Here is a 22,559-nt window from a genome sequence, read left to right on the forward strand (position 1 = left end):
GAGATGAGTGCTGAAGAGGAAGAAAGCGGCTCCACGCCCGCCGAGGTCATCGAGATCGTCGGCAAAACCGGCATGCACGGAGAGGCCATGCAGGTCAAGTGCCGGATTCAAGAGGGCGAGAATCAGGGACGAATCATCACCCGTAACTGCCTCGGACCGGTCCGCGAAGGGGACGTACTCCAGCTTCGTGAGACCGCCCGCGAGGCGGACTCCATCGGAGGACAGTAACCAATGGTCGAGAAACGCACCTGCGACTACACGGGCGAAGAGATCGAACCCGGCACGGGCATCATGTACGTCCGCAACGACGGTACCGTGCTTCACTTCGTCGACTCGAAAGCGGAGAAGAACTACAAGCTCGGTCGCGAACCGCGCGATCTCGAGTGGACCGAGGAAGGACGTGCCGGCAAGGGCCCAGCCCAGGCCGACACGACCGCCGACGAGGAAGCCGACCAGGACGAGGTCGTCGACGCAGACGAAGATGAGGACCTCGCAACCGAAGAAGACGTCGCCGACGACGAGGACGACGTTCCTGCCGGGGACGAGACGGTCGACGAGACCGAATCGGAATCGGATGCCGACGCTGAGGCCGACGCAGAAGCAGACGCCGACGCCGAGGCAGCCGACGAGGAGAGTGAGGCCTAATGAGCGAGCACGAACGCACCTTCGTGATGGTCAAGCCCGACGCCTTCGCGCGTGGGCTCGTGGGCGAGGTCATCTCCCGACTCGAAGAGCGCGGACTCAAGCTCGTCGGCATCAAGGTCGAAACGATGCCTCGCGAACGTGCCGAGGAACACTACGGTGAACACGAGGACAAGCCGTTCTACGACGACCTCGTTGACTTCATCACCTCCGGCCCCGTCGTCCCGATGGTCTGGGAAGGACAGGACGCAACGCGTCAGGTCCGCCAGATGATCGGCGAGACGGACCCACTCGAGGCCGAACCAGGCACGATCCGCGGCGATTACGCACTCGACCTCGGTCGGAACGTCGTTCACGCGGCAGACCACGAGGACGAGGGCGCAAACGAGCGCGAAATCGCAATCCACTTCGACGAAGACGAGCTGACGGACTACGAGCAACACGACGGCGAGTGGCTCTACGAGTAACGCTCGACAGCTCTCACTGCAGACATAACAGTCACTGACTGTTCTCCTGCTTCACTGACCGTGAGCTGTTGCGCTGCACGTTGCACGTTGGTTCGCTGTGGCGCTCCAACGTTGTGCCGCACATCTTGCCACGACCGGTTCTGTTATACAACCACCCTCGTTTCATTACCACCTGACAGAAATTTACGCCAGATAGTGAGACAGGTAGACGTAACATCTAATGTGACGGCTGCTGTAGAGAGCCGTGGTGGTTTCGAATGGTAATATATGGTAGGTGGTCTGTGGATGTGTAAAACAGGACGGGAGTCAACACAACATGCGGTCGAGGCGACGCCGTCACTCGATCTCATCTTCGAACTCCTGTCGAATCAACGACGGCGATACGCGTTGTATACGCTCTACGAGCAATCAGACGGTGTTGCGACGGTCGAGGAGTTGACCGACTCGATCGTCTCGTTCGAACGGCGATACGCCGAGTCAGCATCGAGCGCAGAGTCGCCGTCGACGGCGATACACCGCCAGCACTCGAGCCACGCCGATAGCCAAGTCGCTGGCGAAGACCAACACCAGATCGTCGAGACCGAACTCCAACACGTTCACCTACCGAAACTGGAAGAGGTGGGTGTGATCGAACACGACCGTCGCAGTCAGACGGTTCGGTACTGGTCCCAACCGTCGCTTGAGGAGTGGCTCGAACACGCCCACCACAAGGAACGACGCGCACGAACCGATCACTAACTGGCCGGCGAGGACGGGAAGGTGGGTGGACGGAAGGACAAGAGTACGGTACGGTTGGTCAGGAGTCGGGCGAATAGGGTGGTGCCGACGCCGGCTCATGGGTTCTGGGGAGACCGACGACTGTGTGGTGAGCGATAGGTCGGGTGCTCCACCCGGTCACTCTGTGACACTGTGTGACGAGCCACCGCTGAAAGGTTTAACACGTCGCCTGCTGACCACTCAGGTGGAGTCGGGGACAACCGGTTCCCGAACGCGATAGTGTGGTATGGTATCATTTCACTCCTGAACACTTAACAGGAGAGAAACCTAACCACTCACTAGGTGTTTACCCATGACTGACCACGAACTTCCACCACTTCCATACGATTACGACGCACTGGAACCGTCGATCTCCGAACAGGTCGTCACCTGGCACCACGACACGCACCATCAGGGCTACGTCAACGGGCTGAACTCGGCTGAGGAAACCCTCGCCGAAAACCGCGAGAGCGGCGAGTTCGACTCGACGCCCGGTGCGCTCTCGAACGTCACCCACAACGGCAGTGGACACTACCTCCACACGCTGTTCTGGGAGAACATGTCGCCAAACGGTGGCGGCGAGCCGGAGGGCGACATCGCAGACCGTATCGAGGAGGACTTCGGCTCCTACGAGGGCTGGAAGGGCGAATTCGAGGCCGCTGCCGGCGCCGCCGGCGGCTGGGCGCTGCTGGTATACGACCCAGTTGCGAAGCAGCTTCGCAACGTCGCGGTCGACAAGCACGACCAGGGCGCACTCTGGGGCTCCCACCCGATCCTCGCACTCGACGTCTGGGAGCACTCCTACTACTACGACTACGGTCCAGACCGCGGCAGCTTCATCGAGGGCTTCTTCGACGTGATCAACTGGGACTCGGTCGAGGACGAGTACCAGAAGTGCCTCGACCACTTCGAGTAAGTCGCACCGAGACGAGTAGCTGAAGCCAGCGGGCTGTGCGGTCCAATCTCGTGTTTTTTGCATCACCAACGTGTGAGCGACTGCTATCGACACTGCTCGCCACCCCTCACTAAATCAAGCAAGTTGTGAACAAGCACCACAGTTTATCTTGCCGGACGATGACGCGGTCCGTATATGGCCGCCGAGGAGCGACCCGAGTCTCCGTCCGAATCCGAACCCAATTCCAAGTCTACGGTCGTCCCCGACCCCGACGCTGTACCACCTACATCCACCGAGCCACCCACGGATACAGGAACCTCACAGACGAGGTTACTCGAGCGTGCACTCGAGTCCGCCTGTCGTGGCGACGTGCGCTTTGACGAGTACACCCGCATCCTCTACGCCACCGACGGCAGCATCTATCAGGCACAGCCGGCGGGTGTCGTCGTGCCGCGAGACGCGGCCGACGTACAGGCGGCAGTTCGCGTCGCAGCCGAACACGACGTGTCGGTCCTGCCACGCGGTGCGGGTTCGTCGCTCGCTGGACAGGCAGTCGGCCCCGGCTGCGTCGTCCTCGATCTGTCGCGGCACATGGACGAGATTCGAGCCATCGATCCGGAGCGGCGACGCGCTACTGTCCAGCCCGGCGTCGTGCAGGATGATCTCGACGCCGCGCTTGAACCGCACGGGCTCAAGTTCGCGCCGGATCCAGCCTCCTCGAACCGTGCGACGATCGGTGGCGGCATCGGGAACAACTCGACGGGCGCACACTCTGTTCGGTACGGGATCACGGACGCCTACGTCGAGGCGTGCGAGGTCGTTCTCGCGGATGGCTCGCAGATCCGGACGCGGGACATCGTGTTGGACAGCCCTGAGTGGGACCAGATCGTCTCGAAAGATGATCGCGAGGCCGCAATTTATCAAACCATTCGGGCCGTCGTCGAGAACAATGCCGCCGAGATCGAGACGCGCTATCCAAACCTCAAGCGCAGCGTCAGCGGCTACAACCTCCAGAAGGTAATCAGGACCACAGAACAGGGCGAACGGGTGATCAACCTCTCGAAGCTCATCGTCGGCGCGGAAGGAACCCTCGGCGTCGTCGTCGAAGCCGACCTCTCGCTCGTCACCCGCCCCGAGGAGACCGCGCTCCTCGTCTGCTGTTACGACAATCTCATCGAGTCGCTCGCCGCTGTGCCCCGGGCACTCGAGTCCAACGCCAGCGCGGTCGAACTCATGGACGAGGACGTGTTTCGACTCGCCGCAGAATCGTCGGAGTACGCCGAGTTCGCTGAACCGATTCCGGACGGGACTGTGGCAGCGCTCATGTTGGAGTTCGACTCGGAGGTGGTCGACGACTTGCCGGGCGCGGTCGAACGCGCCCGTGCGGAACTCGTCGGATCGGGGGCTGCAGTCGACTCACTCCGGGCGTTCGACGCCGACGAGCAGGATCGTCTCTGGAAGCTCCGAAAGGCTGCGATTCCGCTGTTGATGAGCATGGAAGGGGATCCGAAGCCGTACCCGTTCGTCGAGGACGCCTCGGTTCCGCCTGCGGAACTCGCCGAGTACGTCGCCGGTTTCGAGGACATCCTCGACGAGCACGGGACGCGGGCGTCGTACTTCGCCCACGCGGGCGCGGGGACGCTGCACATCCGCCCCGTGCTGAACCTCAAAGCGGAGGACGGCGTCGAGACCATGCGCTCGATCGCCGAGGACGTGACCTCGCTCGCACTCGAACACGGCGGCTCGTTCTCCGGGGAGCACGGCGACGGCCTCGCCCGGACCGAATTCAACCCAAAACTGTACGGTCCTGATCTCTGGGACGCGTTCAAGGAGGTCAAGTCCGCGTTCGATCCCGACTGGCGCATGAATCCGGGGAAGGTCGTCTACCGCGATGAGGAGCCGACCGACATCCGCGACAATCTTCGCTACGGAGCCGATTATGCAACGCTCGAGCCCCAAACTGCACTCGAGTTCGAACCCGAAGGCGGCTTCTCCCACCTGGTCGAACTCTGTAACGGCTGTGGGACCTGTCGTCAGACCGACGGCGACGTGATGTGTCCGACCTACCGGGCGACCGGCGAGGAAATCGCGACGACACGCGGCCGGGCTAATCTGCTCCGGGCGGCGATTAGCGGCGAACTCGACCCCGAGGAACTCTACGACGACCGGTTCCAGTCCGAGGTGCTGGATCTCTGCATCGGCTGCAAGGGCTGTCAGAGCGACTGCCCGACCGGCGTCGACCTGGCGAAGCTCAAAGCCGAGGTGAAACACCAGTATCACGACCGCGAGGGCGTCGGCCTGCGCGAGCGCCTGTTCGCGAACATCGACCGCCTCGCCGCGCTCGGAAGCGCCACCGCGCCGCTCGCGAACCGCGCCACGGCAGTGCCCGGCGCACGACGGGTACTCGAGAAGACCCTCGGAATCGCCCCCGAGCGAACGCTTCCCTCGTTCCGGCGCGAGTCGCTGGTCGACTGGTTTGCAGCCCGCGGGCCGCAAGTCGATCCCGGGGACGCCACAGCAGGGGTCGTCCTCTACCCGGATACGTATACGAACTACTCGAACCCCGAGCCCGGAAGAGCGGCCGTCGAGGTGCTGGAGGCCGCGGACGTGCACGTCCGTGTTCCGGCTCTCGGTTCAACGGGCAGGGCCGCCTACTCGCAGGGGCTGCTCGACAATGCCAACGGACGGGCCGAGACGCTGCTCGGGGACCTCGAGTCGTTCCTCGAACAGGGCTGGTCGGTGCTCTTTCTCGAACCGTCCGACGCGTCGATGGTGGTCGACGAGTACCGCTCGCTGCTCGGCGACGAGTACAGCGAGCGAGTCGACCGCCTCGCGGCGAACGCCTACGGCGTCTGCGAGTTCATCGACACGCAGCGGCTCGACGACAGGATCACGTTCGACTCGAGTGCGACGGCCGAGCGGCTGACGTATCACGGTCACTGCCACCAGAAGGCGCGCGGTGCGGACCACCACGCCGTTGGCGTCCTCCGGCGGGCCGGCTACGCCGTGGATCCGGTCAACTCCGGCTGCTGTGGCATGGCCGGCAGTTTCGGCTACGAGGCCGAACACTACGACCTCTCGCGGGCAATTGGCTCGCTGCTACAGGACCAACTCGCCGACAGTGCGGGAACGGTCGTCGCCGCACCAGGGACCTCCTGTCGGACGCAGATCGGTGACTTCGAGGACACAGAACGGCCGTCGCACCCGATCGAGTTGCTCGCTCGTGCGCTCACGGATTGATGTCGACGGTCGACACCCACAGCAGGCACGAGAACGAACGCTTTAGGCGTCTGACCGGTGTACGTGTGAGCGAACGAATGCCCGTACCCAAATCCGAGTTCGACAGCCTGCCACCGTGTGACTTCTACACGCCCGCGGAGCTGCTCGAGGACGATCAGATGTACACCGTCTACGAAATCGCCCGCATGCTCCAGGGGCTCGAAGCCGACGCCGAAATCGATCAGGAGACCGAAGCGATTCTGCTCGACTGGGCGATTCCGTGGATCATGACCAACGCGGCCGAACTCGTGGTCGCCGAACCGCGAACCGACGACGAACCCGGCTACTACGGGCTGAAGACGGACGAGTAGATGATTCTGCTCGTCGTTGGCACCGACCGAGTCGACGCCGGCAAGACCACGTTCTCGGTCGGCCTGCTCGAACGCACCGGCGCTCGCGGCTACAAACCCCGCGCGGGCAACGACTTCTGGTTCGATCACGACGACTGCCAGCGCGCGCTCGCAGACGGACGGCTCTACGGCAAGGACGCCGCTCGGCTGGCCACGGCCGAGAACAGAGGTCGAAACCCCGAAACCCTCAACCCCGTCCATCGACTCTGGCGACCGACACCGGACGCGGGGGCCGGTCTCCTCGGCCGCCACGACCGCGAGTTCGTCGTCGATCGTATCGGACAGGGCGAGGACGCGACGTACGTCCGAAACGCGACCGCCGAGGTGCCCGCAGCCGTCTCCGAGGCGCTCCCGCTCGAGGACGCGATTCCCGTCGAGACCGTCGAGGAGTTCAATACGGTCGCCGAAGAGCGCTACGTTCCAGCGTTTGCTGACCTCGCCGCGGAAATCGAGGCGACGGACATCGCCGTCGTCGAATCCTACAGCGACATCGCCCAGCCGCTCCAGTCGCTCGACCCCGCAGCCGTCACAGCGGTCGCCGCCGTCGAGCCCGGCCGCGTCCGAATCTACCCCGGCGACCGCTACTGCCGGGCCTGCGAAATCGCCAGTTCCAGCCCGAAAGACGGCGCGCTCGAAAAACGCGTGCCGGACGTACTCGAGTACCTCGACCCGCTCGATCGGGTGTCGTTGCCGCCACTCGAGAGTTCGGACCGTGACGACCCCGCGGCGATCGCCGACGCGTACAGCACGGCTTACAACGCGTTGCTGGCTGCGGCCCGTCAGGGTGGCCCGAAGCGAGCCGAGTGAGGGACCGCGTTCGGCCGCCTGACTGTGTGAGGGAGCGACACGCTGCTCGCGGAACGATCAACTTACAACCACGGAGTGTAACCACTGGGTGATGAGACGACGAACGTTCGTCGGCACACTCGGTGGGGGAGCGATCGCTGGCTTTGCAGGCTGTCTCTCTCGCGAGGATACCGGCGACGAGGACGAGGACGAGAACGAGAACGGCGACGCAAACGGTGACGAGACACCCGACCCAGCGCCCGAGAACCCCGATCTGGAGGGGACGCTCGAGGTCGTCACCTACGAGTCGATGATCGACGAGGAGACCGCGGCAGGTCCGTGGCTCAAGGAGGCCTTCGAGAGCGAGTTTCCAGACGCCGAACTCGAGTGGACGCTGCTGCCGGATCAGGGGATCAACTACTATATCAACAGTGCCGAGCAGGGCGAGGCAATCGACGCTGACGTCTACCTCGGGCTGAACATCGACGACCTGGTGAGCGTCGACGACAATCTCGCGGAGGGCGGCCTGTTCCGCGAACTCAACACGGACCGGATCGAGCGCTCAGGGCGCATCCGCGACGGCCTCGATATGGGCGACCCGCACGACCGCGTGCTTGCCTACGACACGGGCTACATCAGCCTCGTCTACGACGAGAACGAGGTCGACGAGCCACAGACGTTCGAGGACCTCCTCGAATCGGACTACGAGGACGCGCTACTCGCCCAGAACGCACAGACCTCGGACCCGGGACAGGCGTTCTTGCTCTGGACTATCGACGCCTTCGGCGAGGACGGGTACCTCGACTACTGGCGAGAGCTGCAGGACAACGGCGTGCGCGTGCTCGATAGCTGGAACGACTCCTACAACGGCGCGTACATGAACGAGGAGCGCCCAATGGTCGTTTCTTACTCGACGGACCAAGTGTTCGCCTCTATGTCGGGTCACGACCTTAGCCGTCACCAGGTCGGCTTCCTGAACGACCAGGGCTACGCGAACCCCGAAGGGATGGCGATCTTCGAGGATGCGGAGCAGCTCGACCTCGCGTACGCCTTTCTCGACTTCGCGCTCTCGAACGACGCACAGGCCGAAATCGCAGAACGGAACGTCCAGTTCCCGGCCGTCGAAGACGAGCACGTCGACCTTGACGAGGAGTTCGACCAGTACGCCTACGTGCCGCCGGAGGCCGTGACGCTCGGTTACGACGACCTCCGCGGAAACGTCGACGACTGGGTCGACGAGTGGGCGCGCGAAATCGCGAGCCAGTAGGCCCGTGTCTCGGTCGGGGGACGAGTCGCGGTCACAGCCGCCATCACAGGCTGCCAGCGAACGAGACCAGACTAGCAACAGCGACGGCGAGTGTCAGAACGAGTGCGACTGCGAGAGCGAGCACAACCACAACCACGAGCGCACGCTACCTTTCCCCGACTCCAGATCGCTCACAGGACTTCGACACTGGCTCGACAGCCACGCGCTCGCGCTGCTCGCCCTCGCCACCGCCGCCGTCCTCGCGGTCATGCTCTATCTCCCGACCGGCGTCGTCCTCGTCAACGCCATCGTCGAGGACGGCATCCCAACACTCGCGCCGTTCGTCGATGTCCTCACAGACTCCTTCTACTTCGGCGTCCTGGCAGACATCTTCGCAGACCCGCTCGCGATCGGCGAGCACCTCCACGCACTCGCCGGCTGGCTCGCAGCCATCTCGATTTCAGTCGGACTCGAGTACCGACTCCCACTGCCGTTCGTCCAGTTCGAGCTGCCGATCCCCTGGGTCGGCGTCGAGACCCCTGGCGTTCGGCAGGGACTGTTCGGCTTTACGGCGTACCAGGCCGCGCTGTCGACGATTGCGAGCGTTGCGATCGGGCTGCCGGCGGCGTATATCCTCGCGAACTACGAGTTCTACGGTCGGCGGACGCTGCGCTCGCTGACGATTCTGCCGTTCGTGCTGCCGGGGATCATGGTCGCGGTCGGCTTCTACGCGATGTTCGGCCAATCCGGAACGCTGAACACGATCCTTGGTGGAGTCGGTCTCGGCCCGTTCGCGTTCGTCGAGTCGAATCCGCTCGCGATCGTTATCCTGGCCCACGCCTTTTATAATGCGCCGCTGGTCGCCCGGATCACCGTCGCCGCCTGGGAGTCCGTCGACGTCCGGGCCGTCGAAACCGCTCGCAGCCTCGGTGCGAGTGAACGCCGCGCCTTCCGGGATGTCGTCGTCCCACAGCTCGCGCCGGCCGTACTCACCGGGGCGCTGTTGACGTTCATCTTCACGTTCATGACGTTCCCAATCGTGCTCGCGCTCGGTGGCCTGCAGCTTGCGACCGTCGAGGTCTGGATCTACGACCGCATCCAGCGCCTGGACTACACCGAGGCTGCGACGCTGGCCGTCCTCGAGACGATCCTCTCGCTCGGGTTGACCTACGCCTATCTCCGGTACGAGTCCGCCCAGACGGGGCTCTCGCAGGCGGCCTCGCCGCCGCCGAAGGAGGCGCTATTTCCCGATCTCCAGACGGTTCTCTCTCCGCGCCGGCTCGCCATCCTCGGCTACGGACTCGGCGCGCTCGTCCTCTTCGTCGGCCCGCTCGCGAGCCTCGTCGTCGGGAGCGTGACCGATGGGGGCGGCTTTACGCTGCGAAACTACGCCTTCCTGCTGGAGCGCCAACTCGAGGGCGAGAGCTTTCAGACCCAGCCGTGGCCGGCGATCCGGAACTCGCTGCTGTTCGGCGTTGCGACCCTCGCGGTCGCGGTGCCGATGGGTGTCGTCATCTCGGTGTTGACGGTTCGGGCAGGCCGGAGCGGAACGATCATCGACACCCTCGCAATGCTTCCGCTCGCGGTCAGCGGGGTCGTCTTCGGCATCGGACTGCTCCAGGGGCTCGTCTTCGGCATCTCGCTGCCCGGCGGCTGGCAGTTCCAGGTGACCGGTGCGGTCGCCATCGTCGTCGCGCACGCGGTCGCGGCCTACCCGTTCGTCACCCGGAACGTCTCGCCGCTGCTCTCGAACCTCGATCCGGCGATGGTCGAATCCGCGCGTGCACTCGGCGCGTCGCGATTCCGTGCGCTGCTCGACGTGGAACTCCCGCTGGTCGCGAGCGGCATCGTCGCCGGCGCGGCATTCGCCTTCGCCATCTCGATCGGCGAGTTCTCTTCGACGGTGATTTTGGCCAGCGGGAGCGAGAGTTACACGATGCCCGTCGCCGTCGAACGCTACCTCGGCCGTCGTTCCGGTCCTGCGATCGCAATGGGGACGCTCCTCCTGTGTGTCACGGCAGCCAGTTTCGTCGTCATCGACCGCGTCGGCGGGAGGTACGAACTGTGACCGAACTCCGACTTTCAGGCGTCTCGAAGCGCTACGGTGGCACAGAAACGAGCACCACGACTGACGAAAGTGAATCTGAAGCGATCGCCCTGCAGAACGTCGACCTCACCGTCCGCGACGGCGAATTCTTCACGCTCGTCGGTCCCTCCGGCTGTGGCAAGACGACCACGCTACGGACCATCGCCGGCTTCGAGGAGCCAACGACCGGCACCGTCACCTTCGACGACGACCCAATGACCGGTGTCCCACCAGAAGACCGGGATGTCGGCGTCGTCTTCCAGAGCTACGCCCTTTTCCCACACCTCTCGGTCGCCGAGAACGTCGGCTACGGCCTCACATTTCGAGCGCCACCCGCAGGGCTGACTGTGGATGAACGCGTGAGCGAGCTACTCGAGTTAGTCGACCTCGAGGGGATGGGTGAGCGCGATCCGGCGCAGCTCTCCGGCGGCCAGCAACAGCGGGTTGCGCTGGCTCGCGCACTCGCGCCGGCACCGGAGCTGCTCTTGCTCGACGAGCCGATGAGCGCACTCGACGCCAGACTGCGCGAGTCGCTTCGCCGCCAGCTCTCTCGGATTCAGTCCGAACTCGAGATTACGACGGTCTACGTCACGCACGATCAGGCGGAGGCGCTCGCGATTTCGGATCGCCTCGCAGTGATGCACGACGGAGAAATCGAACAGATCGGCCGGCCGAAGGACGTCTACCGCGAGCCGGCGTCACGCTTTGTCGCCGAGTTTGTCGGCGACAACAACGTCTTCGACGGCCGGGTGGTCGATCACGACGGCGAGCATGCGACTGTCGTAGTTGGCGAGAGTGGGTCAGGGTCAGGGATAGGGACAGGGACAGGGACAGGGACGGGGTCACAGACACAGAGACAGAAACGGGCACAGACGACGTTCACAATCGCTGGCGTTCCGACGGATGCGACGCACATCGCTATCTGTGTGCGGCCAGGTGCGCTCAGTCGCGAGACGGCGCAGAATCAGCTCACCGTCGACATCGAAACCACCGAGTTCCTCGGCGAACGCGTTCGCGTTCACGGCCACTGGAACGGTGTTCCGATCGTTCTCCGACTCGCGGAGCCGCCCAGTGGTGAGACGTGTTCGGTCGGGTTCGAGCCCGCGGCGGCCCACGTGATCTCTTCGAGCAATGACTGAGCAGTCCGACGCTATGGGCCCCTCGTCCGTCGTCCGTGTCCGTCGTTCAAACCTACGCTTGCCGCGCCATTCGTCCCGATAGCTCGACGTGATCGTACGGCTCACTCGTCACACTCGGGCCATGTCCCGTGTGCATCTCAGCGAGGTCAGTATCGATGGACTCGAGTACCCGGTCGATGCTCTCGATCAACGTCTGGCGGTCGCCCTCGGGCAGGTCCGTCCGCCCGAAGCTGCCGTTCTGGAAGACCAGATCGCCTGCGAAGAGGATGCCGGCGTCGGCGGCGTAGAAACAGAGGTGGTCGTCCTTGTGGCCGGGGGTGTGGAGGGCGGTGTACTCGTAGTCGCCGATCGTGAGGGTCTCGCCGTCCTCGATGGCGTGGTCGACGCCATCGATCGTCTCGTCGTAGCCCCAGACATCGACATCGAAGGCGTCGACCACGGCGCCGACGTTGCCGACGTGGTCGCGGTGGGTGTGTGTGAGGACGACGGCATCCAAGCCATCGACTCGCGACTGAATCGCGTCGACAACGTCGAAGTTCGCCCCGGTGTCGACTAGTACGGTTCGGTCACCTTCGACGAGAAAGACGTTGCTGGTGAACGCCTGCACGCCCTGTGCGAGATTGTGGATCATAGCGACCCCTACGAAGGCGAGGGGTTTGTGCGTATCGACACTCGCTGTCGTCGGCTAGAATCGCGACTCATGCTCAGTCCCGAGTGCGGTGAGTTGGAGGGTCTCAAACCTGCACAAAATCGAACAGGTCTCTTGACCATCGGTTCTCGTATTCACAAGCATTTTTAGCTCCGGCACGTAGTGAGCAACGAATGCATCGGCCGGTTTCCGTCGGACTTGTCGCCATCGGAGTTTTCCTCGTTGCACTCGGGATCGGCGCGACCGTCGCTTTGGGCGCGTCGGCGGGTGTCAGTGGCGATACCGGAACGACGGCCGATATTCAGCCCGGTGAGACGGCATCACAGTCGCTGTCCCCACAATCGCTGACAGCGTACTCGGCCTCGAATGCCGACACACAGCAGCCGATTCAGCAGACGACTCAACAGGCAGTGTCACCGACGCAGCAGGAGTACGTTCCCGACTCGCGTGAGTTCGACTCGCGGACGTTCGAGATTACGGTCCACGAGAACGGAAGTGCGACCTGGACGTTCCGATACGAACAGCGACTCGATGCGACCGGGAACGAGACGGATCCGAACACACCGGAGAACTTCGAGGCGTTCGCCGAGGAGTTCGAAGCCGAGGAGACGGAATTCTACCAGCGGTTCGTCGAGCAGGCACACTCGCTCACGGACAGCGGCTCTGAGATTACCGATCGCGAGATGGAGGCGAGCGACTTTGACCGTCGTGCGACAGTCGAGGGACAGATCAACCCGATGGGCGTCGTCGAAATGTCCTTTACGTGGCACGAGTTTGCGGTCTCGGAGAACGGAACGCTCGTCATCGGTGACGTCTTCCAGAGTGTGTATCTCTCGAGCGATCAGTCGATTGACATCCAGCCTGGCGACGGCCTCGTCTTCGACCACGCCGAACCGGAACCCGAGTACGTCGGAACATCGCTGTCTGAGGCCGATATCGTCCAGTGGGAGGGTGAACGCGAGTTCCTCGCAGGACATCCACGCGTCGTCTTCGAGTACGAAGACGGCGACTCAGGCGGGATTTTTGATACCGGCGTCCCGTCTCTCTTTGGCGAGCAGTCGACCGGGACAGGATTGGCCGCACTCGCACTCGTCCTTGTGGCCGTAGCCGGACTCGCTCTCGCCGGTCGCTGGTACCGTGCGCAGCGTCGGGCTGGTACCAGTGCTGGTGTCGGTATGGGTGCTGACACTGACACTGACACGAACCAGGAATCGAACCGTACGTTCGCTATCCCTGGCTTCGGAGGAGGCACCGAGAACGAGACAGATGCAGATAGCGGGCTGCAATCCGATGCCGACAGCGTCTCTCCCGGGGCGAACAACAACACGCCAACAGAAACCGGTGAACACACCGACACTGGCAGTTCCGGACCGACGCCGGAGCCACTCTCCGAGGGCGATCTGTTGACGGACGAAGACCGGGTCGTCGAACTCATCCGCGAAAACGGCGGCCGAATGAAACAGGTCAACATCGTCGACGAAACCGGCTGGTCGAAATCCAAGGTGAGCATGCTGCTCTCGGAGATGGAAGACGAAGGAACAATCAGTAAGCTCCGCGTCGGTCGGGAGAACATTATCAGTCTCGAAGGATTCGAACCGGAGGCGACGAAATCACCGTTCGACGAGCAGCAGTGACGTGGCAATCTTCGACTATCAAGCAGTGCTTGCCGCGTACTGTCGTGTGACTCACGCGCACTCCGCTGTCGAAACGGAATGCTTAAACATCGTAGCGCACTACGTGAAAGTACGTTCGCGACGAACCGCGACGGGCTCCGATGGTGTAGTCCGGCCAATCATATTGCCCTCTCACGGCAATGACCAGGGTTCGAATCCCTGTCGGAGCATCCTACCCCTTCGTCTTCTTGTGGCTTTCACCGTATACTAGCTCATCTCTAGCCCGACAAGAGCTATCTGACAGTCTGTTACAGGCAACACGTATAGTCCGTACTATTCGACAGTATACTGCGTTTAAATAAATTCTTGGGTGAACGCCTTCCCGTAGATTACCGGACGTTGGGAAGCCTTCGAGGGGTTATCCTCGTGGCTTCACATTCGTCGGATATGGACTGTAATCAGTGTGAACAAACTCCCGACGGTGGCTGTACGACTGTTGGTGTTTGTGGGAAGGAACCTGACCTCAACGGAATGCAGGAACTCGTCGTTTACGGCCTGAAGGGCATTTCGGCGTATGCGACCCATGCTCGTGACATGGGCTACTACGACCGTGGTGTCGATGGATTCGTCCATGAGGCGCTGTACTCGACGCTGACGAACGTCAACTTCAGCATGGACGATCACGTCGATCTCGCGATGCGAGCCGGCGACGCCGCTGTCGACGTGATGGAACTACTCGACGAGGCCCACACGCAGGAACTCGGCGTTCCGGAACCGACCGAGGTTCCACAGAACAACGTCGAAGGAAAATCCATCCTGATCACGGGCCACGACCTGTACGGTCTGAAACAACTTCTCGAGCAACTCGAGGATGTCGACGAGGAGATCAACGTCTACACGCACTCCGAAATGCTGCCCGCCCACGGCTACCCCGAACTCGAAACCTACGATAGTCTGCAGGGGAACATCGGTGGTGCGTGGCACGACCAGCGCATCCTCTTTGCGGACTTCCCCGGTGCGATCATCGGGACGACGAATTGTGTCCAGCCGCCCCGTGAGGAGTACCGCGATCGGTTTTTCACGACCGGGCTCGCTGGATTGGAGGGTGTCGAATCGATCGACGACTACGACTTCGAGCCGGTCATCGAAACGGCGAAATCGCTGCCGGCAGCCGACTGGGAGCAAGACGGTACGGTGACGACTGGTTTCCACCACGAACCCGTACTGGGCCAACTCGACGAGATCGTCGACGCCGTCGAATCGGGCAAACTGCGGCACTTCTTCGTCGTCGCGGGCTGTGACGGTCCGACGCCGGGTCGGGACTACTACCGCGAACTGGTCAAAGAGATCCCTGAGGACTGTGTCGTCATGACGACTTCCTGTGGCAAGTTCCGGTTCAACGACCTCGAGATGGGGACCGTTCCCGGCACCGATATCCCGCGGTACGTCGACCTCGGCCAGTGTAACAACTCGATCTCAACGGTGAAGATCGCGTTAGAGCTAGCTGACGCCTTCGACTGTGCGGTTAACGAACTCCCGCTGAACGTCGTTCTTTCGTGGTTCGAGCAGAAAGCTATCGCCGTCTTGCTCGGTCTGCTCAGTCTCGGCGTCGAAGACATCCGTCTCGGCCCGACAGTTCCCGAGTTCCTCACTCCCGACATCGTCGAGTTGCTCAACGCTGAGTTCGGTCTCCAGCCGATCGGCGAGCCCAAAGGCGACCTCCGAGAGATGCTAGACGAACCGGTTTCTGCCGCGCCGACGGAACCGTCACCGGCCGACGACTGACTCGGGTCGTTGCGAACCCGAGGCGCGTCCTCGGTCACGCACCCTCGGCAAACCCTGGACACACAAACTCGAAATTGAACGCTGGTAGGTCCGATTTATATACTCTATCAAGCTACCTCTATCCACCATAGTATTTCACACTGTAGTAAATTATTGCATCCTATCGGCTGTTTACCCTGGCCTATCCTGTCGGCACAAATAAACTACCCGCCGTGTGCCAACAGTTCACCCGAACCATCGGTAACTATCACGGAAAACGATGTTTGACGGCCGTCTAACGGCCTGCAAGGCTTTTTTACTATCCGACTACACGTCTTTGTTATGCAACTCCACAACAGGGATGTCCGACAGGACGTCCGAGAACTCGGTGCGCTACTCGGCGACGTTCTCGAGGACCAGACCTCGCGACAGGCCTTCGAGACGGTCGAGTCGTGTCGACGAGCGGCGATCGATTACCGGGCCGGCGAACTGGAGTCCCGTGACTCACTCATCGCCGAACTCGAGGGACTGTCGCCACACCAGCAGCGCATCGTCGCGCGGGGGTTCACCTCCTACTTCGAACTGATCAATCTGGCCGAAGAGCGCGAGCGGGTGCGCTCGATCCGTACCGAGTCCCAGGAAGGGACGCTCGAGGACAGCCTCGAAACGGCGGCGGCAGAACTCGGCGAGGAGGACATCGAGACGGTACAGCAGGTACTCGAGGACGTGCTGATCGAGCCAACGTTTACCGCCCACCCAACCGAGGCACGACGCAAGACGGTCAAGTCGAAGCTACGCGCGATTTCGATGGCACTCGAGACGCTCGACGAGCGGCTGTTGACTGACAAGGAATCTGGACAGATTTGGGCGGACATCGATTCGGAGGTGACGAGTCTCTGGCAGACACCCCAGGTTCGCAACCGCCAGCCCGAACCGGAGGACGAGGCTCGAAACGTCCAGTGGTACCTGCAGAACACGCTGTTCGACGTGGTCGGCGAGATTTACGACGAGTTCGCCGACGCGATCGACGAGGAGGTAGCGAGCGACCTCGACATCCCCAAGCTGTTCGAGTTCCGCTCGTGGGCCGGCAGCGACCGGGACGGGAACCCCTACGTAACGCCGGATGTGACCGCGACGACGCTCGAACGCCAGCGGTCGGTCGTCCTCGAGCGCTATCGCGAACAACTCAAACGCCTCTCGGGCGTATTGAGTCAGGACGGCAGCCGAATCGATCCCGGCTCCGAATTTCAGGCCGCACTCGAGTCGGATCGCGAGCGATTGCCGGGAGCCGCCAGGACCGCGGCGGAACGCTACCCGGACGAGCCCTACCGCCAGAAGCTCAAGCTGATGCGCGAACGACTTGATCGCGTAGGTGACGTTCGACCGGGCGGCTACGACGACGCCGAGGAACTGCGAGCCGACCTCACGACTATCGCTACGAGCCTGCGGGACAACGACGCGGCGAGCGTCGTCGATGCCCACGTCGACCCGATTCGGCGGCAGGTCGCCACGTTCGACTTCTCGCTCGCGAGTCTCGACCTGCGAGACCACCAGCAGAAACACACCGACGCGATCGCAGAGGCACTCGAGTCCGAGGGGATCGACTACCACGCCCTCTCTGAAGAGGAACGGACGGAGCTGTTGACCGACGCGATCTTGCAAGACGAGCCGGTGATCGACCTGGCCGATGCCGTGAACGACGGACTGTCGGAAGACTCCGCACGCGTTCTGCGGCTGTTCGACAGTCTCGCGGACTGGCAACGCGAGTACGGCGTCGAAGCGATCGACACCTACTGCATCTCGATGACCGAGGAGCCGAGTCACGTCCTCGAGGTGCTGTTCCTGGCCGACCAGGCCGGTGTCGTCTCATTACCGGAGCACTGTGGCATCGACGTCGTGCCGCTGCTCGAGACCGAGTACGCGCTCTCGGGGGCGCGTCGGATCATGGGCTCGCTGTTCGAGAACGAGGCCTACGTGCAGGCGCTCGAAGCGCGCGGGCGCACCCAGGAGATCATGCTCGGCTACTCCGACTCGAACAAGGAGAACGGCTTCCTGGCGGCGAACTGGTCGCTGTACAAGAACCAGCGCCGACTCGGCGAGATCTGCGACGACCACGACGTGACGATGCGGCTGTTCCACGGCCGCGGTGGCTCCATCTCGCGGGGTGGCGGCCCGATGAACGAAGCCCTACTTGCGCTGCCAAACAGCACCGTCACGGGCCAGGTCAAGTTCACCGAACAGGGCGAGGCGATCGCCGAGAAGTACGCTAACCCGCGCATCGCCGAGCGTAACATCGAACAGATGCTCAACGCCCAGCTTCGGGCGCGCCTGTACGCGAAGGACCAGCCCGAAGACGAGATTCGCGAAGAGTGGATCGAGGCCATGGAGACGATGGCCGACGTGGCCCGCCGCGAGTACCGCGATCTCTTGGAGAGCGACGGCTTCGTCCGGTACTTCGAACAGGCGACCCCGATCACCGTCATCGAGGACCTCGACCTCGGCTCGCGGCCCGCCTCGCGCTCCGGCGAGCGCACCGTCGAGGACCTGCGGGCGATTCCGTGGGTGTTCTCCTGGACCCAGTCCAGGTGTATCCTGCCGGGCTGGTACGCCATTGCGACGGGTATCGATGCGTACCTCGACGACGGTGGTGACGTGGAGACGCTCCAGACCATGTACGAGGAGTGGCCGTTCTTTCGAACCACGCTCGACAACGCCGCGCTCTCGCTCTCGCGGACCGAACTCGAGATCGCCGAGCAGTATGCGGACCTCGCGGACGAAGACCTGCGCGAGCAGTTCTTCCCGCGGCTGACCGGTGAGTACGAGCGCGCAGCCGACCTGATCACCGAGATCGGCCAGCGCGACCAGCTTCACACTCGCGACTGGCTCGGTGAGAACCTGGAGCGTCGAAACCCCTACGTCGACCCACTGAACCTGCTGCAGACGTACCTGCTCGACCGCACTCACCGGACTGACATCGAAGAACGGACGCTCCGGCTAACGGTGAAGGGGATTGCAGCGGGAATGAAGAACACTGGGTAAGCATACGTTCGACGGCGTACGGTACTCGAGTATGACCTCGCGTTACTCACGAACCGCTACTCGCCATCCACTACTTGCTATCTGCTACCCACTGCTCGGTGCTCGCTACTCGAGACGATGGAACTGATACAGTTCGAGCGCGAACCCAATGAGACCGACAGGGAGCGCTAGCAGCAAGAACACACCACCAAACTCGAGTGCCAGTTCGCCGAGGCCGCCGACGAGCGCGAGTACGAGTGCGAATCGCTGGAACGCAGCGCCGATCATCTACTGTCTACTCCTCGACAGTCGGCACCGGCACCGACTCCAGCACCCCACTGACAACCTGCGATTTCGCGACGCCGTTAACCGTCGCGTCCGGCGTCAACACCAGCCTGTGGGCCAGCACCGGCTGGGCGACGCGCTTGATGTCGTCCGGCGTCACGTACGACCGACCGACGATCGTCGCATACGCCCGCGCCGCCTCGAACAGCCGCTGGGTCCCGCGCGGCGACACACCCGTTTCGACGCGGCCATCCGCACGGGTTTCGCGGGCGAGCGCGGCGACGTACTCGAGTAGGTCTTCGTCTACCCGAACTGTCTCGGGAACCTCCCGGAGTTGTCCGACCTGCTGGGGTTCGAGGACGGCCTCGACGGACGGGCTGGTCGTCTCTCGGTCGGCGCGGCGGCGGAGGAGTTCGACCTCGCCGGCTTCGTCGGGGTAGCCCATCGACGTTTTAACGAGGAAGCGGTCGACCTGTGCTTCGGGGAGCGGGAAGGTCCCCTCCTGTTCGACGGGGTTCTGGGTGGCGATAACGACGAAGGGGTCGGGAAGCTGGCGGGTTTCGCCGTCGACGGTGACCTGGCCTTCTTCCATGGCCTCGAGGAGGGCGGCCTGGGTCTTCGGCGGTGCGCGGTTGATTTCGTCGGCGAGGACGACGTTTGCGAAGATGGGGCCCTTGTTGAACTCGAAGGCGCGCTCGCGTTCGTTGAAGATGTGGGTGCCGGTGACGTCGGCGGGGAGCAGGTCGGGGGTGAACTGGATGCGTGAGAACGAGAGGCCGAGTGCGGTGGCGACGCTGCGGGCGGTGAGCGTCTTGCCGGTGCCGGGGACGTCCTCGACGAGGACGTGGCCGCGGCCGACGACGCCAACGAGGATGTCTTCGGGGAACGCGCGGTCGCAGATGACGGCATCGTCAATGGTCTGGAGGACGGCCGAACACTCGCTACTGGCCTGGGTGACGTCCATGGAAACGCCGTCGGTCGCTCGTGTCAAATGAGTTTCGCTCCCGGTGAGTTCCGTCGTGTGTGGGCGGTGGCTATGTCGGTGTGTGTCCGTCTGTGTTCGTGGTAGTTCGATCGCTGACGCTCTGCAACGTGCCCGTGAACCGCTCCCACCCTGCGAAACAGATCGAAACCGGTAAAAACGATACCCGAGTACAAACAGGTGAGCCGAGATAGCCTAGCCCGGCCAAGGCGGCAGATTCGAAATCTGCTGTCCTCACGGACTCGGGAGTTCAAATCTCCCTCTCGGCGTTTTCCGCGAACTAACACCACTGAGCACCGCGTAGCGTGTACTCAGAATCCGTGAGCGGAAACGCTCACGGGAATTTGAACGAGGACAGACGCGCGCAACGAAGTGAGCACGTCTGGGCGTTGTTCAAATCTCCCTCTCGGCGTTTTTGGAGCAACAAATCGATGAGCGATGCGTGGCGTAAAGCGCCACGATGATCGAGCGGTGAAACCGCGAGACGCGTGGCGGCACGAGTCACGCTTCGGCATGCTCGCCGGGATTTTCTTCCACACCTCGAGCACACAGCGCCATCACTCCCACTCACGTTTGTGCTCCAAGGCAGGGTACTCGAGTACCGATTTCACATCTGGCCATCCTCGGTCCTTGTGAGAACGGCGATCAGCCGTCCCTCGACTGTGCTGTCGCCGTCACCTGCAGGGTAACGCCTTATTCGCGTTCGTCTGGTCGATGGTTGTGTCAGTGAGTACCAATGGGAACGGCTGTATTCGACCGACGACGGGAGGTGAGCGACGGCAATGACTGACGCTGATGAGCGAGACGACGAGCAGCCACGTGACATCGAGTCTACTGCCGATCGGACTGGGGCCGGCGAGGAGACGCCATCACCGGAGGAGGTGACCGACACCGGTGAACTGTTCCATCCGCTCGGGGAGGACGTCCAGACCGACTTCCGGGATATGCTCGAGGACACCGAGTACGACGCAGATCTCGGGATGGAGATGGCTCGAGACGCGATGCGGCTCACGAAAGGCGAACTCTCCGAGGAGGAGTTCTACGACCGCTACCACGAGGACGTGGTCGAGGAGTTCGGCGAGGACGACCGGCCGATGGCCGAACGAATCGAAGAAGCCCGAGAGAACGGCACCCTCGACGATGCGCTGTCACGGTTTGGCACGGATGACGAATCCCGTCGCGATGTGATCAAGAAGATGGGCGTCGGCGCGGGTGCGTTCGGGCTTACAGCCTGGGGTGCGACCAACGGTGACGAGCGCGAGCCAGCCATCGGTGCGGCACAGGACGACAACGGCGACGAAAACGGTGCAGACGGGGACGGAGACGGGATTCAGTGGGGAATGGTTCTCGACCTCGAGACGTGCGACGGCTGTCTCTCCTGTGTCGTCGCCTGCAACGACGAGCACAACTGGGACGAGGGCGCGAACTGGATGTACATCCTCGCTTACGAGGATGGGACCGTCGAATCGCCGGACGAAGAGGAGTTCGACGACACGCGTGATTTCAACTACCTGATTCGGCCGTGCCAGCACTGCACCGACGCTCCCTGCGAGAAGGTCTGTCCGACGACGGCGCGTCACACCCGCGAGAACGGCGGCCTCGTTCTCACGGATTACGACATCTGTATCGGCTGTCGGTACTGTCAGGTCGCCTGCCCCTACGGCGTGAACTACTTCCAGTGGGAAACCCCCGACACCGAAGCGCCATCGGAGGAACTCGAGGAGGACATGATGTTCGACGAGCGGGGTCGCTGGGTGAGCGGGCGCGGCCCACGCGGCGTCATGGAGAAGTGCATCTTCGACCCGGCCCGGCAGGACGGGCAGATGGGCGAGGATATGGTGGGGACGACCGCCTGCGAGGACGCCTGCCCGCCGGGTGCGATCCAGTTTGGGGACATGAACGATCCCGAGAGCGATCCCCAGCAGTACATCCAGAACGTACCGCTCGCGAGGGCACAGGAACACGATCCCGACGACGAAGAGCTTCAGGAGGCCATCGCAATCGTCGAGGGTGAAGAGGAGGGTGCCGACGAGGATGATGACGATGGCATGACCGAGGAGGACGCGATCCGACTGCTTCGCGGCGAGTACGGCGACAACGACTCCTCGTTCAAGCTGTTAGAGGAGTTTGGGACCAATCCGAACGTCATCTACCTCGGCAACGAGCCAGGACCCAACGCCGAGCAAGTTCCCGGACCGGTCGCCTACGAAGACGTTGGGCAGATCAACAACCGGATGGAGGTCACCGACGAGCGGACATTGGATGGCCTCGAACTCTGAGGCACTGGGTGACCGTCTCCGTTCCCTTCTTCTCTCCCAGTCGCTCGGACTCGTGGCGTTCATAATGATTCACTCGTAGGGATTCGTATGAACTCTCGTGGCCGCCTTTTCGTCGGCCTCCTCTGGCTCGGTGTTGCTGGTTTGATGGCGACGACAATCCTCGTCGAACCCGGCTTTTCGGCATCGGCGAGCGAACTCGCTCGACTGTTCGTAGTTGCACTCGCGCTCTTCTTGGCCGTTGTCTACCTGTTCGATCCGTGGGGTGTGCTGAGCCGGCAACCGTTCCATTGAGACCGAGATTGGCCAACACTGACGACTCCGTC

The 22,559-nt window shown here is 62.8% G+C and carries 19 protein-coding genes and 2 tRNA genes; 18 read left to right on the plus strand and 3 right to left on the minus strand.

What is annotated here, in order from left to right; genetic code table 11:
- Positions 1-3 precede the first annotated feature (3 nt).
- From BBD46_RS01120 to BBD46_RS01170, 11 genes are all read left to right on the plus strand, one after another.
- Positions 4-228 (plus strand): 30S ribosomal protein S28e, encoded by a 225-nt coding sequence (locus BBD46_RS01120; protein ID WP_004214009.1) that lies wholly within the window; start codon positions 4-6, stop codon positions 226-228.
- A gap of 3 nt (positions 229-231) precedes the next feature.
- Entirely contained in the window at positions 232-645 is a 414-nt protein-coding gene (locus BBD46_RS01125) for a 50S ribosomal protein L24e (RefSeq protein ID WP_071399919.1), read from the plus strand.
- Positions 645-1,109 (plus strand): nucleoside-diphosphate kinase, encoded by a 465-nt coding sequence (gene ndk, locus BBD46_RS01130; RefSeq protein WP_006651668.1) that lies wholly within the window; start codon positions 645-647, stop codon positions 1,107-1,109. The genes BBD46_RS01125 and ndk overlap by 1 nt, the downstream gene beginning before the upstream one ends.
- Before the next feature lie 285 nt (positions 1,110-1,394).
- On the plus strand, positions 1,395-1,847 hold the full coding sequence (locus BBD46_RS01135; RefSeq protein ID WP_071399920.1) for a DUF7344 domain-containing protein: 453 nt from the start codon (positions 1,395-1,397) through the stop codon (positions 1,845-1,847).
- Between the two features lie 331 nt (positions 1,848-2,178).
- Entirely contained in the window at positions 2,179-2,781 is a 603-nt protein-coding gene (gene sod / locus BBD46_RS01140) for a superoxide dismutase (protein WP_071399921.1), read from the plus strand.
- Between the two features lie 174 nt (positions 2,782-2,955).
- Positions 2,956-6,000: an FAD-binding and (Fe-S)-binding domain-containing protein gene (locus tag BBD46_RS01145; protein ID WP_071399922.1), complete on the plus strand. Its 3,045-nt coding sequence runs from the start codon at positions 2,956-2,958 to the stop codon at positions 5,998-6,000.
- A 77-nt stretch (positions 6,001-6,077) separates the two neighbouring features.
- Entirely contained in the window at positions 6,078-6,350 is a 273-nt protein-coding gene (locus BBD46_RS01150) for a DUF5827 family protein (protein WP_071400000.1), read from the plus strand.
- Complete coding sequence (locus BBD46_RS01155) at positions 6,351-7,196, plus strand: ATPase (protein ID WP_071399923.1); 846 nt, start codon at positions 6,351-6,353, stop codon at positions 7,194-7,196.
- Positions 7,197-7,287: 91 nt separating this feature from the next.
- The gene (locus BBD46_RS01160) at positions 7,288-8,442 is read left to right on the plus strand and encodes a thiamine ABC transporter substrate-binding protein (protein ID WP_071399924.1); all 1,155 of its coding nucleotides are present in this window, start codon (positions 7,288-7,290) and stop codon (positions 8,440-8,442) included.
- 4 nt (positions 8,443-8,446) lie between these two features.
- Positions 8,447-10,489 (plus strand): ABC transporter permease, encoded by a 2,043-nt coding sequence (locus BBD46_RS01165; protein ID WP_071399925.1) that lies wholly within the window; start codon positions 8,447-8,449, stop codon positions 10,487-10,489.
- Positions 10,486-11,646 carry an ABC transporter ATP-binding protein gene (locus BBD46_RS01170; protein WP_071399926.1) on the plus strand — a complete coding sequence of 387 codons (1,161 nt, stop codon included), beginning with the start codon at positions 10,486-10,488 and terminating at the stop codon, positions 11,644-11,646. Before BBD46_RS01165 ends, BBD46_RS01170 begins: the two co-directional genes overlap by 4 nt.
- A 52-nt stretch (positions 11,647-11,698) precedes the next feature.
- Here BBD46_RS01170 and BBD46_RS01175 read toward each other — a convergent pair whose 3' ends face one another.
- Positions 11,699-12,277 carry an MBL fold metallo-hydrolase gene (locus tag BBD46_RS01175; RefSeq protein ID WP_071399927.1) on the minus strand — a complete coding sequence of 193 codons (579 nt, stop codon included), beginning with the start codon at positions 12,275-12,277 and terminating at the stop codon, positions 11,699-11,701.
- Positions 12,278-12,468: 191 nt separating this feature from the next.
- Here BBD46_RS01175 and BBD46_RS01180 point away from each other — a divergent pair, with 191 nt between their 5' ends.
- The 4 genes from BBD46_RS01180 (at position 12,469) to ppc (ending at position 18,711) form a co-directional block, all read left to right on the plus strand.
- Entirely contained in the window at positions 12,469-13,929 is a 1,461-nt protein-coding gene (locus BBD46_RS01180; protein ID WP_071399928.1) for a helix-turn-helix transcriptional regulator, read from the plus strand.
- A gap of 134 nt (positions 13,930-14,063) precedes the next feature.
- Positions 14,064-14,138: transfer RNA gene (locus tag BBD46_RS01185), tRNA-Glu, on the plus strand.
- Between the two features lie 217 nt (positions 14,139-14,355).
- Positions 14,356-15,693: a hydroxylamine reductase gene (gene hcp / locus BBD46_RS01190; RefSeq protein ID WP_071399929.1), complete on the plus strand. Its 1,338-nt coding sequence runs from the start codon at positions 14,356-14,358 to the stop codon at positions 15,691-15,693.
- A 321-nt stretch (positions 15,694-16,014) separates the two neighbouring features.
- Positions 16,015-18,711: a phosphoenolpyruvate carboxylase gene (ppc, locus tag BBD46_RS01195; protein WP_071399930.1), complete on the plus strand. Its 2,697-nt coding sequence runs from the start codon at positions 16,015-16,017 to the stop codon at positions 18,709-18,711.
- Between the two features lie 105 nt (positions 18,712-18,816).
- Here ppc and BBD46_RS22470 read toward each other — a convergent pair whose 3' ends face one another.
- On the minus strand, positions 18,817-18,978 hold the full coding sequence (locus BBD46_RS22470) for a hypothetical protein (protein WP_171908130.1): 162 nt from the start codon (positions 18,976-18,978) through the stop codon (positions 18,817-18,819).
- Positions 18,979-18,985: 7 nt separating this feature from the next.
- Positions 18,986-19,939 carry an AAA family ATPase gene (locus BBD46_RS01200; protein WP_071399931.1) on the minus strand — a complete coding sequence of 318 codons (954 nt, stop codon included), beginning with the start codon at positions 19,937-19,939 and terminating at the stop codon, positions 18,986-18,988.
- Between the two features lie 202 nt (positions 19,940-20,141).
- On the opposite strand from BBD46_RS01200, the gene BBD46_RS01205 reads away from it, so the two are divergent.
- The 3 genes from BBD46_RS01205 (at position 20,142) to BBD46_RS01215 (ending at position 22,527) form a co-directional block, all read left to right on the plus strand.
- Positions 20,142-20,226 (plus strand) — tRNA-Ser (locus tag BBD46_RS01205).
- Positions 20,227-20,739: 513 nt separating this feature from the next.
- Positions 20,740-22,236, plus strand: coding sequence for a 4Fe-4S ferredoxin N-terminal domain-containing protein (locus BBD46_RS01210; RefSeq protein ID WP_071399932.1), 1,497 nt, complete (start codon positions 20,740-20,742; stop codon positions 22,234-22,236).
- Between the two features lie 87 nt (positions 22,237-22,323).
- Positions 22,324-22,527, plus strand: coding sequence for a hypothetical protein (locus tag BBD46_RS01215; RefSeq protein ID WP_071399933.1), 204 nt, complete (start codon positions 22,324-22,326; stop codon positions 22,525-22,527).
- The last annotated feature ends 32 nt before the right edge of the window (positions 22,528-22,559 follow it).

This window comes from Natrialba sp. SSL1 (assembly GCF_001861355.1).
Taxonomy (GTDB): domain Archaea; phylum Halobacteriota; class Halobacteria; order Halobacteriales; family Natrialbaceae; genus Natrialba.